Raw genomic sequence first — 12,162 nt, forward strand, 5'->3', positions numbered from 1 at the left:
GTCCGCTGCGCCGGTGGTCGCGGCCCCCCGGCCGCGGCACCACCACCGGCTGTGGCGCCGCCTGTTCCGGTTCCTGCGCCGCCGGTTCCTGTGCCGCCGGTCGTACGGGTCGTCGGTACGGGACCGGGCGGCTGCCCGGCGCCAGATGTGCTCATCGCGCGTACTTCCCCTCACTCCGCTGGGGAGACCCCGTCCCTCGCCTCGCTGGGAACCCCCATCCCTCGACCGGTGCGTGAACGCACCGCCCTCCCCGCATCGTGCCACTCATGTACCCACGCCGGGGGGCGGTCTGCACCCGTTCGGCCCCCGATAGGTTGGTCTGTATGCGTGCAGTGGTGCAGAGAGTCGACGGCGCGAGCGTCGTCGCGGTGACCGGGTCCGGGACCGAAACCGTGGGCGAGATCGCCGGTGGGGGACTGTGTGTGCTGGTGGGAGTCACCCACGAGGACACGAAGGAGCAGGCCGAGCGGCTGGCCAGGAAGCTCTGGTCGATACGGATACTGGAGGGCGAGAAGTCCTGTTCGGAGGTGAACGCCCCGCTCTTGGTGATTTCGCAGTTCACTCTCTACGGGGACGCGCGCAAAGGCCGCCGCCCCACCTGGAACGCCGCGGCGCCGGGCCCGGTGGCCGAACCGTTGGTCGACGAGGTGGTGGCGTGCCTCCGCGGGCTGGGCGCGCACGTGGAGACGGGCCGGTTCGGAGCGGAGATGCGGGTCTCGCTCACGAATCACGGCCCGTTCACGGTGGTGCTCGACATGTGACGGAACCCGGGACGGAACAACGGACGGGACGTGCGACGGTGACATGCGACCGGACAGGGTGACGGTCAGACGCTCGTGAGGGAGGGCCGTGCGTAACCCCTTCCCCTCGCCCTCCCTCCCCGCCGTCACCGGCGGCCTCAGGCCTCCACGACCGCTTCCTGCGCCGCCGCCGTGTCCCCGGCCATCAGTTCCGCGTCCACCGGCACATTGCGCTTGATCAGCGCCAGTGCGATCGGCCCCAGCTCGTGATGGCGGGCCGAGGTGGTGATGAAGCCCAGCTGGCGCCCCTCGGCCCCGTCCGCCGCGAGCCGGACCGGGGTGCCGTGCCCCGGCAGGTGGACCTCGCTGCCGTCCAGGTGCAGGAAGACCAGCCGACGCGGCGGCTTCCCCAGGTTGTGCACGCGCGCCACGGTCTCCTGGCCCCGGTAGCAGCCCTTCTGGAGGTGCACCGCGCTGCCGATCCAGCCCAGCTCGTGCGGGATGGTCCGGTGGTCGGTCTCGAAGCCGACGCGCGGCCGGTGGCCCTCGATCCGCAGCGCCTCGTACGCGAGGATCCCGGCCACCGGGCCATGACCGGCGGCGAACGACTCCAGGTCGGCACGCGGCAGGAAGAGATCCCGGCCGTACGGGGTCTCCCGTACGACCACGCCCTCGGGCACCTCCGCGATGGAGCCCGCCGGGAGGTGTACGACCGCGAAGTCGTCCGTACGGTCGGCGACCTCGACCCGGTAGAAGAACTTCATCGATTCCAGATAGGCGATGAGCGCCTCGCGCGTGCCCGGCTCGACATGCGCCCAGACGGTCTCGCCGTCGTCCACGAGGTACAGCGCGTGCTCGATGTGGCCGTGCGCGGAGAGGATCAGCGCCTCGGTGGCCCGGCCCGCGGGCAGCTCGCTGACGTGCTGGGTGAGCAGCAGGTGCAGCCAGCTCAGCCGGTCGTCCCCGGTGACGGCGACGACACCGCGGTGCGAGAGGTCGACCAGGCCGGTGCCGTTGGCGAGGGCGCGCTGTTCACGGAACAGATCGCCGTAGTGGGCGGCGACACCTTCGTCCTGTCCTTCGGCTGCTACAGCTCCGGGCAGGGACAGCAGAGGGCTTTTCATAGTGACGAGCCTACGACTTGGCGCCGCCGCACCTTGAATCGTTGCCCTGCCCAGGCCCTGTCTCTACGCTTCGCCGTTCGCGACGCGGGCCGTGCAGGTACGGCAGCGGCCGAAGATCGCGAAGTGCTTCATGTCCGTCGTGAAGCCGAAGTCCTCCCGCAGCTTGGCGGTGAACTCGGCCGCGATCTCGACGTCCGCCTCGATCACGTTCGTACAGTCCCGGCAGACCATGTGGATGTGGTGGTGGCGGTCGGCCAGGTGGTACGTCGGAGCGCCGTGCCCGAGATGGGCGTGGGAGACCAGGCCCAGTTCCTCCAGCAGCTCCAGCGTCCGGTAGACGGTGGAGATGTTCACCCCGGACGCGGTCCTGCGCACCTCGCCGAGGATGTCGTCGGGCGTCGCGTGTTCGAGGGTGTCGACGGCTTCGAGGACAAGCTGGCGCTGAGGGGTCAGCCGGTAGCCGCGCTGCCGCAGATCGCTCTTCCAGTCGGTGCTCACCACGTACCCAGTGTAGGCAGGCGCTGGCGCACGGAGGACCCTGTCGGGTCCGCCGGGAAACGAGTCTGCGCGGACCGGCCCCTGGACCGGGCCGTCGGAACCCGTCGTCTACTTGAAGAAGGCGATGCCGTCGTCCGGGAGGTCACCGAGGTCCTTGGCCCATGCCTCGACCTGGTCGGGGGACACGACCTTCTTCAGGTGCGCCGACATGTACGGGCGCAGCGGGATGTCCGGAGTGGACTTCTCGCCCACCCACATCAGGTCGCTCTTCACATAGCCGTAGAGCCGCTTGCCACCGCTGTACGGGCCAGAGGCCGCCGTACGGGCCACCGCGTCGGTGACCAGGTCGATCTGCGGCTTCTGGTCGGCCAGCTCGCCGTACCAGACCTCCACGACCCCCTGGTCGCGGACCATGACCACCTCGACCTTGCGGTCCGCGTCGATCCGCCAGAAGCCGGACTCGGACTCGATCGGCCTGATCTTCTTGCCGTCGCCGTCGAGCGCCCAGGTGTGCGAGACGTACTCGACGAAGTCCCGGCCGTCATGGCTGAAGGTGACTTCCTGGCCGAAATTGGCCTTTTCCTCACCGGGGAAATCGAAGACGCCGACGCCCTCCCAGTTGCCGAGGAGGAAGGCGAGGGGGACGAGGTCCGGGTGCAGGTCGGACGGAATCTCGATCATGAGCAGCTCAGACGATCTGTAGGCGTGAGGGTGAGGTGACCGGAGGGACCGGGACCGGGATGTGCCCGGGGCCGTACGTAGGACAGCCCGGGGGTACGGCCTAGCGCTGACCCTGGTACAGCTTCTTCACGGCCAGGCCGGTGAAGGCGAGCACGCCGACGCAGACGAGGATCAGCAGGGAAGTGAAGAAAGCCTCAAGCACGAGTGCTCCTCGGATGCGCGATGTCGGTAGCCGGTCGCGGTAGCGGTCTCGCCACCGCCAGGGCGGTAAGGGCCGGGCACCAGCCTAATGGGTGGGCGAGCGGCCCTCTCGTCGAGGTGCGGTGAGGGGCGGTGGAGTGCGCCGAGGGGGGTGCGCCGGGGCGGATTACAGTTCGGCGTATGCCGACGACGACGAAGAAACTCGTGATCAAAGTGACCGCCGGAGCCGACGCCCCCGAGCGTTGTTCCCAGGCCTTCACGGTGGCGGCGGTCGCCGTGGCCAGCGGGGTGGAGGTCTCGCTGTGGCTGACGGGCGAGTCCGCGTGGTTCGCGCTGCCGGGCAGGGCGGCGGAGTTCGAACTGCCGCACGCGGCGCCGCTGCCGGACCTGATCGACTCGATCCGGGCCTCGGGACGGATCACGCTCTGCACGCAGTGCGCGGCCAGGCGCGACATCACGGAGACGGATGTGCTCGAAGGAGTACGGATCGCCGGCGCGCAGGTCTTCGTCAGCGAGATCGTGGCGGACGACGTCCAGGCACTCGTCTACTGATCAGGTGATCAGGTGAGATCGAGTTGACGCAGCATGCCCAGCTCATCGCTGCTACCCCAGCGCTCGACCATTTTCCCGTCGGCGAACCGGCTTATCTGCATGCCCCGGTAACTCACCGTCTTTCCTGTCGCGCTGCGCCCCATCAGTTCACCGAGATGCGTGCCCGTGATGGTGTACGCGAACGCGATTTCGTCGTCGGTGGCCATGACGTGCTCGACCTCGATGTGCAGGTCGGGGAAGGCCCGCCTCATGGAGGCGAACATCTCCTCATAACCCTCGGGTCCGGGAACCTGTCCTGGGGCCGGGTCGTGGTCCACGGAGTCGGGCGCCACGTATTCCTCGAGTTCGCCGAGGTGGTCACTGTTCACCGCTGATCCAAAGCCCTCCAGGACGGCGGTGTTGCTGTTGCGCGACATGACGCGCTCCCTCACGTTGCGGTCCTGGGCGCGTACACATCCAGGATGTGCGCTCGCCCCTTCCCATCCCGTCCACGCCAGTTCCGGCGGCCCCAGGTGGCCTGCTGGAACGCGAAGTGAAGGCCGCCGTGAACATCGGAAACGTGGCTCGGACAGGCCCTACCGGCTGTCGCGCTTCTTGCCGTCCAGTTCGTCCCACCACTCGTCGGACTTGGGGTCCCCCGAGGGGTCGTCCCACCAGCGGTCGTCCTTGCCGCGCGCATTGCCCACCATGGCTGCGATCGGGGGAATGATCATGGCGACGACGCAGAGGGCGACGGCGGCCGGGATCGACCAGAGCCGTACGAAACTCCAGGCGGAGATGAAGAGGAACAGGCATCCGCCCATCAGCAGGAAATACCGGCGACGGCGTCGCGCGTACATGCTTCCAGCGTACGACCGGCGACGCCGCTGCGACAGGTGTCCGGCCGGCCGGCAGGCGTGCGCGGGAACGTCGGGGCCGGCAAGCGGAACGGCCGAAGGGCCGCACCCCGTCCAGTGGCGTCCAACCCCCTGGGGTGCGGCCCTTCGGCCGATGCGAAACGGTCTCGGACCGCGAGCGCCGGTCTCAGACCGCGATCGCGACCTCGCTGAGACCACCGGTCTGCGCGACGACCGTACGGTCCGCCGTGCCGCCCGGGACGAGGGCGCGCAGCGTCCAGGTGCCCTCGGCCGCGTAGAAGCGGAACTGTCCGGTCGCCGAGGTCGGGACCTCCGCGGTGAACTCTCCGGTCGAGTCCAGCAGGCGCACGTAACCGGTGACGGGCTCGCCGTCGCGGGTCACGGAACCCTGGATGGTGGTCTCACCGGGCTTGATCGTCGAAGCGTCGGGGCCACCGGCCTGTGCTCCACACATACTGTTCAGTCCTCCAGGTCGGGGCGTGATTACTTGTTGGCGCCGAGCTCGATCGGCACGCCGACGAGCGAGCCGTACTCGGTCCACGAGCCGTCGTAGTTCTTGACGTTCGGGACGCCGAGCAGCTCGTGCAGTACGAACCAGGTGAGCGCGGAGCGCTCACCGATGCGGCAGTACGCGACGGTGTCCTTCGCCAGGTCGACCTGCTCGTCGGCGTAGAGCGCCTTGAGCTCCTCGTCCGACTTGAAGGTGCCGTCGTCGTTGGCGTTCTTGGACCACGGGATGTTGCGCGCGGACGGGATGTGACCCGGACGCTGCGACTGCTCCTGCGGGAGGTGCGCCGGGGCGAGCAGCTTGCCGCTGAACTCGTCGGGGGAGCGCACGTCCACCAGGTTCTGCGTGCCGATCGCGGCGACCGCGTCGTCACGGAAGGCGCGGATCGAGGTGTCCTGCGCCTTGGCCTTGTACGAGGTGGCGGCGCGCTCCGGGACGGCCTCGACCAGGTCGCGGGAGTCCAGCTCCCACTTCTTGCGGCCACCGTCGAGCAGCTTGACCGAGTCGTGGCCGTACAGCTTGAAGTACCAGTAGGCGTAGGACGCGAACCAGTTGTTGTTGCCGCCGTAGAGGACGACCGTGTCGTCGTTGGCGATGCCCTTGGCCGACAGGAGCTTCTCGAAGCCCTCCTGGTCGACGAAGTCACGCTTGACCGGGTCCTGGAGGTCCTGCTTCCAGTCGATCCTGACGGCGTTCCTGATGTGGTTCTTCTCGTAGGCCGAGGTGTCCTCGTCGACCTCGACGATGACAACCTTCGGGTCGTCGATGTGGGCCTCGACCCAGTCGGCGTCTACCAGAACGTCGCTGCGGCTCATACTTTTCTCCTCCGGGGCAGTGGGCGGCGGGGTGATGCGGTGGGGCTGTGCGGCTTCCGGGCGCGGGGCAGAAGGGCCTGCGTACGCCGCGGAGGGTGGCCCTGAGATGCTCGAAGGGCCGGGGGGAAGCGCGGGAATCGAGGAACCCGCTCAGAAAGTGCGACAGAGCATGGCGGCGACGCGGCACAGGTCTACTGCCCGCCGCTTCGTGAGGTCCGCCTGACGCTTCATACCTCGATCGTAGGGACGTCCTGGCGGCCATGTCACCGGCGTGTCGCATGGTGAGACGCGATCGTCCGTTGAGTGAGACGGATGTTTGGTTCGTACGGTTTCGGCATTCGGGGCGGGCGCGCTCGCCCCGAATGCATCTGCGGAGCGGACATCAGCGTCTCATCATCCGGCCGATCTCGCGCTCCCGCCGACCGGCCCCGCTCTCCTGCGGCCGTGACCGGTCCGGGCGGCCTCCCCGAGCAGGGCCCGCGAGTGGCCCGCGAGCAGGTCCCTCGCGCAGGGCCGCGAGTACGCTGAGACCTGGAGCGGCATGAGCCCTGTCTGAACGAGGCTACGACCGACCAGGCGGGTGTGACCGACGAGGCGGGCCGGGGAAGTGATCCGGGTGGCTGACTGGAACGACGTCATGGCCGTCGGTTCCGCGCACGACGAGTTCCTCGGGGGTGAACAGGTCGGCGAGCGGGTGCGCGGCCCGATTCTGGCGTCCTGGCAGCGCTGCCGCATGCTCGGCATCGCGGCCGACCACGTCGAGGTGCTCTACCACGACGATCTGGACTTCTCCGGTCCTCTCGTACAGCTCGCCCGGCCGATTCTCGACGAACTCGGCTCCACCATCTCCGGGATCCGCGCGAGCGCGGTGCTGTGCGACGAGAGCGCGCGGGTGCTGGACCGCCGGGTCGGGGAGCCGTCCCTGAACAGTTCGCTCGACCGGCTGCGGCTCGCCCCCGGCTTCGGCTTCGCCGAGGAGTTCACCGGTACGAACGGCATGGGTACGGCACTCGCCGAGCGAAAGCCCGCCTTCGTCCACGGCCGCGAGCACTTCGCCGACGCCATGCGGCTCCTGGCCTGCGCGGCGGCCCCCATCAGGGACCCGCTGAGCGGCCAGGTGCTGGGCGCGCTCGACCTCACCTGCTTCGAGCGCGACGCCGACCCGGCCATGCTCCCGCTCGTACGCGAGGCGGCGCGCGAGATCGAGCGGGCGCTGCTGGACCGTACTCAGGCGCGGGAACGCGCCCTGTACCGGACGTTTCTCGGTTCCCGGGGCAGGTCGGGCCCCCTTCGGCCGGCGACCGGGGCCGGCGACGGCCTGAGCCCGAGGGACCGGCTCGCGCTTCAGGAACGCGCGGCGGAGCTGATCTCCGCCGGGCGTACGGCCATCACCGAGATACGGCTCTCCGGAGGCGGTACGGCCGTACTCCTCGCCCACGCGATCAACGCTTCACCGGCCGGTCCGGACCGTACGAGCAGTCCGGACCGTACGGGCAGTACGAGCAGTACGAGCAGCGGTACGGGCGTGGTCGTCGAGGTCGCTCTGCCGGGCGGGACGCTGCGGCACGTGGCGACCGACACGGCCGACGGCGGTCCCGTCCGCACAGACGCCCCCCGTGCGGACACCCTCCGTACAGACACCCCAGGCAGAGGCCGTACGGACGGCGCCGGCGGCCCGGACCGTACAACGGCGACCGCCCTCATCCTGCCCGGCGGCGTCACCCACTCCCGGCCCGCGCCGGTGCCCGAATCCGTCACCCCGCCCACGCCCGTCACCCCGCCCACGCCCGTCACCCCACCCGTCACCGCGCTCACTCCCGTACCCGCCGCCCTGCCCGTCGCGGCCCCCGCGGCCCCCGCCGCCTCCGGACCCGCCGGCTTCTCCGCCGCCACGGCCGAGGAGCTGACGGCCGCCATGGACAAGTGCCTGCTGGCGGTCGGCGACTCGGGAGTGAGCAGCATCGCGCTGCTGGCGCGGCGGCGCCTGGGCCTGCTCGCCGAGGCCGGGGTCGCCATCGGTACCACGCTCGACGTGACCAGGACCGCCGAGGAACTGACCGAGGTCGCCGTCCGCGGACTCGCGGACTACGTCACGGTCGACCTGCCGGAGGCCGTGCTCTCGGGCGACGAGCCGATCCGTACGGAGGACGGCCTGCACCGGGTGGCCGTCGGCGGCATCCGCCCGGACTCGCCTCTCTTCGGCATCGGCGACGTCATGCACTACGTCCCCTCGACCCCGCAGGCACGCTCCCTCGCCACCGGCGACGCGGTGCTGGAACCGGTCCTCGCCGCATCCGGCTGGCTCGAACAGGATCCCGCCCGCGGCGGGGAGGTGCTGCGTCACGGCATTCATTCGCTGATCACCGTTCCGCTGGTCGCGCGGGGGACCATCCTCGGAGTCGTCGGCTTCTACCGTTCCGAACGTCCCGAGCCCTTCGAGGACGACGACCTCTCGCTCGCAGGGGAACTGGCGAGGCGAGCCGCCACCTGCATCGACAACGCCCGCCTCTACACCCGTGAACACACCATGGCGCTGGCGCTCCAGCGCAGCCTGCTCCCGCACAGCCTGCCGCCGCAGAACGCCGTCGACGCCGCCTACCGCTATCTGCCCGCCCACTCCGGGGCCGGGGGCGACTGGTTCGACGTCATCCCGCTCTCCGGTGCCCGGGTCGCGCTCGCCGTCGGCGATGTCGTCGGACACGGCGTGCACGCCGCGGCCGCCATGGGCCGCCTGCGTACGGCCATCCACAACTTCTCCGCCCTCGACCTGTCCGTGGACGAGGTCCTCACGCAGCTGGACGACCTGGTGGCCCAGCTCGACATGAACGCGGACCCGGGCGGTACGGGCGACGGGACCGTGGGGGCCACCTGCCTGTACACGGTGTACGACCCGGTGACACGGGTGTGCACCTTCGCACGGGCCGGCCACCCGCCGCCCGCGCTCGTCCAGCCGGACGGCACCGTGGAATTCCTCGACCTGCCCGGGGGCCAGATGCTGGGCCTGGGCGGCGGCCTGCCCTTCGAGGCCGTAGACGTCGAGGTGCCCGAGGGGACCCAACTGGTGCTCTACACCGACGGACTTGTGGAGCAGCGCGACCGGGACATCGACGTCGGGCTCGACCTGCTGCGCCGTACTCTCACCGTCCCGCCCGACGGGCCGGAAGTCCCGCCCCGGTCCCAGCCCCGGTCCGGGGACCGGACCCCCGAGGAGACCTGCCGGACCCCCGAGGAGACCTGTCAGGCGGTCCTCGGCGCCATGCTGCCCGACCGCCCCTGCGACGACATCGCCCTGCTCGTCGCCCGTACCCGCGCGCTGGGAGCCGACCAGGCAGCGCACTGGGAACTGCCGTCCGACCCGGCGGCCGTATCCCGCGTACGTACGGCGGTCACCGAGTGCCTGGACCGGTGGGGCCTGCCCGAGCTGGCCTTTGTCACCGAGCTGATCGCCAGCGAGCTGGTCACCAACGCGATCCGCTACGGCGGTGACCCCATCGGCCTGCGGCTGCTCCGTGACCGCACGCTGATCTGCGAGGTCTCGGACGGCAGCAGCACCTCCCCGCGGATGCGCCGGGCGCGTACGACGGACGAGGGCGGACGCGGCCTCTTCCTGGTCGCCCAGCTCGCCAGACGATGGGGTACGCGCTACACGCCCACCGGCAAGGTCATCTGGACCGAGCAGCCGCTCGGCTAGGTCCTGTCCGGTCGGTCTTGTCGGATCAGCGCGGTGCCAGGCGTTCCGGGCCCGGCGAGGACCGGCCGGCCCAGGTCCCGTACAGGAGTTCAGCGCCGCGCCAGCGCCAGCACGCTCAGTGCGAACATCAGGACGCCCAGGGGGAGATGGACCGACGGTATGTGCGCGATGCCGAGCACGACCTGGACCGAGGCGAGGACAAGGAAGCCGGACGCGTGCCGGACGGGCCGGGGCGAGCCGCCGCCCGGCTTCCACGCCAGCACCGCCGCGAGCAAATACAGCATCGACGCCCCGTACATCACGCGGGCTCCGACGCTGTGCAGCATCTCTCCGTAGGACGAGGTCAACAGCAGTCCGGCGGAGACCGCTTGAAGGAAGATGGTCAGGGTCTGGAGGGCGATCGCGATCCGCAGAAACGAGAAGCGGTGCTGTGCCGTCGCCTGGGATGCCATGCCACGGTCCCCTTTTCCGCCCCGGGGGGCAGTGGATCGATAAGGTCTCACCAGCCCGACGACGCGGGCCCGCGAAAGGTAAGGCGAGGAGGCGGTCGGGAGCATGGGCACGGCTGGGGCGGGCAGCGGTGAGACAGCCGGTGAGCGGCCCCAACTGATCAATGTCGCCTACCGGTTGCTCGGTTCACTGGCCGAGTCCGAGGACGCCGTGCAGGAGGCCTACGCGCGCTGGTACGCGCTGCCGCGAAGCCGGCGGGACGAGATCGTGTCCCCCGGTGCCTGGCTGACGACGGTGACCGGCCGCATCTGCCTGGACGTGCTCGGCTCGGCGCGGGCCCGGCGTGAACGCTATGTCGGCGCGTGGTTGCCCGATCCGCTGCCCGACCACGCCGAGTGGGACCACGGCCATGGCACCGACCCCGCCGAGCAGATGGTCCTGGACGAATCGGTGACCATGGCCTTCCTCGTCGTCCTGGAGTCGATGACACCCGCCGAGCGGGTGGCGTTCGTCCTGCACGACGTCTTCCGGTACCCCTTCGCCGAGATCGCCGGCATCCTCGGCCGGACCCCTGCGGCATGCAAGCAGCTCGCGGCCTCCGGCCGGCGGCGGGTGCGCGTCGCGCGGACTCCGGTGACGGCGGCCGGGGCCGGGCGGGCCGACACGGTGCGGCATGTCAAAGAGGCATGGGAGACCAAGGACATCGCGGCCCTCGTCGGACTCCTCGACCCGGCAGCCGTGATGACCGCCGACGGCGGCGGCCTGGTCGGTACCGTCCTGCGCCCGATCGAAGGCGGTGCGCGCATCGCCCAGTACTTGATCGCCATCGCCGACAAGGCCCCGGGGCTCGAACTCCTGGAGCGGTCGGTCAACGGTGTGCCGGGCCTGGTGGCCCGGCGGGCCGGCGCCGTCATGACCGTAGCCTCGTTCGATGTCGCCGACGGCCGCGTCACCCGCATCTGGGCGGTCCGCAATCCGCAGAAGCTGCGGCCGTGGGGGCCGGTCAGGCCCTAGCTAGGCCGGCCCACTCCCCGCCTCCGCCTACCCCGCGAGCGAGACGTTCGTGCCCGCGCCGGCGAAGCGGAGGCCGTCCTGCGTGGCCGTGACCTGGTCGAGCTTGATGCTCGACGGGATTCCGTCGAGCTTGAGGTCGTAGTCGACCACGTCGCGGATCTGGTCGGTCAGGCCCGGAATCGGCAGTGTGGGAAGGGTCTTGGCGCGCAGCCGCACGGTGTTGCCGTTCTCGATCGACACCGTGCTGTACAAGCTGACGTCCCGGTCGCCGAGCAGCGCCTTCACCGGCTGCGGGACATCGACGCCCGCGCCCTCCAGCACGTCCGCCAGCGGTCCCGAGAGCTTGACCTGTCCCTCGGCGGCCCGCTCGGGGCCCGCGTAGGCGATGGTCGAGCCGGGCGGCGCGGACTTGGCCAGATTCGCGTACGAGATGTGCGCCGAACCGGTGGCCCGCGCGGCGGTCGCGGACGAGAAGCTGCTGTTGATCTTCACGTCCTTGAGTTCGGCCTTGACCTCGGTCACCTGGACATCGTGGCCGTCCGCCGAGGCGCTGACGCCGTCGAGGCTGATGTCGATCTCTTCCAGCGAGGAGTCCAGGACCTGGGTCAGGAACGGGAAGCCCTTGATGGAGACCTTGGGGTCGGAGGTCAGCCCCTGACTCGACTTGATCCTGTCGGCCACCTGACCCTCGGCGAAGTACACGGCGCCCCGGTCGGCGGCGACGAACAGCCCGCCGAAGACGATGACGAGTATCAGCAGTATTCGCAGTGCACGCATTGCTCGGTGCCCCCACCCTGGTCATTCACTGTGTGTTCCCCGGCCCCCCGACGACCGTGAGCGTAACGCCGTTCGGCACGTCCGGTGCCGGAAAGATCGACGTTCGGCGAGGGGCCGCGGTTCCCTGGCGGTTCGTCAGACCTCCATCCGTGCCTTCACCATGCCTTCGGCCGGGCCTTTGCCCAGGCCTTCGCCGGACGCGCCGTCAGGCAACCTGTAGGCCCTGCCCGGCTCTCCGTCAGGCAACCCGTAGG

The 12,162-nt window shown here is 70.1% G+C and carries 13 protein-coding genes; 4 read left to right on the forward strand and 9 right to left on the reverse strand.

The window, feature by feature from the left end; translation table 11 throughout:
- Positions 1–323 precede the first annotated feature (323 nt).
- Positions 324–761, forward strand: a complete 438-nt coding sequence (dtd, locus tag ACIOJD_RS23640) for a D-aminoacyl-tRNA deacylase (protein ID WP_401916971.1) — start codon at positions 324–326, stop codon at positions 759–761.
- Positions 762–898: 137 nt separating this feature from the next.
- Here dtd and ACIOJD_RS23645 read toward each other — a convergent pair whose 3' ends face one another.
- The 3 genes from ACIOJD_RS23645 to ACIOJD_RS23655 all read right to left on the reverse strand — a co-directional run bounded on the left by ACIOJD_RS23645 (position 899) and on the right by ACIOJD_RS23655 (position 3,043).
- Positions 899–1,864 (reverse strand): YgfZ/GcvT domain-containing protein, encoded by a 966-nt coding sequence (locus tag ACIOJD_RS23645; protein ID WP_401916973.1) that lies wholly within the window; start codon positions 1,862–1,864, stop codon positions 899–901.
- A 63-nt stretch (positions 1,865–1,927) separates the two neighbouring features.
- Positions 1,928–2,365 (reverse strand): Fur family transcriptional regulator, encoded by a 438-nt coding sequence (locus tag ACIOJD_RS23650; RefSeq protein WP_401916975.1) that lies wholly within the window; start codon positions 2,363–2,365, stop codon positions 1,928–1,930.
- A gap of 105 nt (positions 2,366–2,470) precedes the next feature.
- The gene (locus ACIOJD_RS23655) at positions 2,471–3,043 is read right to left on the reverse strand and encodes an FABP family protein (protein ID WP_401916978.1); all 573 of its coding nucleotides are present in this window, start codon (positions 3,041–3,043) and stop codon (positions 2,471–2,473) included.
- Between the two features lie 381 nt (positions 3,044–3,424).
- On the opposite strand from ACIOJD_RS23655, the gene ACIOJD_RS23660 reads away from it, so the two are divergent.
- Complete coding sequence (locus ACIOJD_RS23660; protein ID WP_401916981.1) at positions 3,425–3,796, forward strand: DsrE family protein; 372 nt, start codon at positions 3,425–3,427, stop codon at positions 3,794–3,796.
- Between the two features lie 8 nt (positions 3,797–3,804).
- Here ACIOJD_RS23660 and ACIOJD_RS23665 read toward each other — a convergent pair whose 3' ends face one another.
- The 4 genes from ACIOJD_RS23665 to ACIOJD_RS23680 form a co-directional block, all read right to left on the reverse strand.
- Complete coding sequence (locus ACIOJD_RS23665) at positions 3,805–4,212, reverse strand: ester cyclase (protein ID WP_401916983.1); 408 nt, start codon at positions 4,210–4,212, stop codon at positions 3,805–3,807.
- A gap of 159 nt (positions 4,213–4,371) precedes the next feature.
- Positions 4,372–4,635, reverse strand: a complete 264-nt coding sequence (locus tag ACIOJD_RS23670; RefSeq protein ID WP_401916986.1) for a DUF3099 domain-containing protein — start codon at positions 4,633–4,635, stop codon at positions 4,372–4,374.
- A 184-nt stretch (positions 4,636–4,819) separates the two neighbouring features.
- On the reverse strand, positions 4,820–5,107 hold the full coding sequence (locus tag ACIOJD_RS23675) for a DUF1416 domain-containing protein (protein WP_014047432.1): 288 nt from the start codon (positions 5,105–5,107) through the stop codon (positions 4,820–4,822).
- Positions 5,108–5,136: 29 nt separating this feature from the next.
- Entirely contained in the window at positions 5,137–5,976 is an 840-nt protein-coding gene (locus ACIOJD_RS23680) for a sulfurtransferase (protein WP_401916988.1), read from the reverse strand.
- Positions 5,977–6,592: 616 nt separating this feature from the next.
- Between ACIOJD_RS23680 and ACIOJD_RS23685 the strand changes: the two genes are divergently transcribed.
- Entirely contained in the window at positions 6,593–9,667 is a 3,075-nt protein-coding gene (locus ACIOJD_RS23685) for a SpoIIE family protein phosphatase (protein WP_401916991.1), read from the forward strand.
- Positions 9,668–9,756: 89 nt separating this feature from the next.
- Here the strand turns inward: ACIOJD_RS23685 and ACIOJD_RS23690 are convergent, their stop codons facing one another.
- On the reverse strand, positions 9,757–10,119 hold the full coding sequence (locus ACIOJD_RS23690; protein WP_401916994.1) for a hypothetical protein: 363 nt from the start codon (positions 10,117–10,119) through the stop codon (positions 9,757–9,759).
- Between the two features lie 103 nt (positions 10,120–10,222).
- On the opposite strand from ACIOJD_RS23690, the gene sigJ reads away from it, so the two are divergent.
- On the forward strand, positions 10,223–11,131 hold the full coding sequence (gene sigJ, locus ACIOJD_RS23695; protein ID WP_401916997.1) for an RNA polymerase sigma factor SigJ: 909 nt from the start codon (positions 10,223–10,225) through the stop codon (positions 11,129–11,131).
- 27 nt (positions 11,132–11,158) lie between these two features.
- On the opposite strand, the gene ACIOJD_RS23700 is transcribed toward sigJ, so the two are convergent.
- The gene (locus ACIOJD_RS23700; protein WP_401917000.1) at positions 11,159–11,908 is read right to left on the reverse strand and encodes a DUF2993 domain-containing protein; all 750 of its coding nucleotides are present in this window, start codon (positions 11,906–11,908) and stop codon (positions 11,159–11,161) included.
- Positions 11,909–12,162 lie beyond the last annotated feature (254 nt).

This window comes from Streptomyces sp. NPDC088116, assembly GCF_044741745.1.
In the GTDB taxonomy this organism is placed as follows: domain Bacteria; phylum Actinomycetota; class Actinomycetes; order Streptomycetales; family Streptomycetaceae; genus Streptomyces.